Below are 303 nucleotides of genomic sequence, written 5' to 3'. Positions count from 1 at the left end.
ATTGAACGGATTATTGATAAGGCGCACCTAGATCGTAAGCGTGTGGTTTTGAGCGAAGCTGAAGATCCTCGTGTACTCAAAGCGGCACGATTAGCGATAGATAAACAACTCGCTTATATCACGCTAATAGGGGATGAAAAGGCGATTATCGAAGCCGCTCAGTTGCATCATATTAACCTCGCGGGCATTCATATTGTTTCACCACAAACATCGGCACTTAAAGCCGTGTTGGCTGAACGTCTGTATGAGCTCAGAAAAGCCAAAGGCATGACTTATCAAGATGCATTGGAGAAGGTTACAGAC

At 44.9% G+C, this 303-nt stretch carries 1 protein-coding gene; it reads left to right on the top strand.

Annotated elements, in window-relative coordinates; all coding sequences use genetic code 11:
* Positions 1–303, top strand: a 303-nt coding sequence (locus AB4486_RS24665) for a phosphate acyltransferase (RefSeq protein WP_372119318.1), incomplete at both ends; no start/stop codon positions are given.

It is taken from the genome of Vibrio sp. 10N.222.55.C6, assembly GCF_041473395.1.
Classification (GTDB): Bacteria; Pseudomonadota; Gammaproteobacteria; order Enterobacterales; family Vibrionaceae; genus Vibrio; species Vibrio crassostreae_C.
This window is presented reverse-complemented; position numbering and strand designations above follow the sequence as displayed.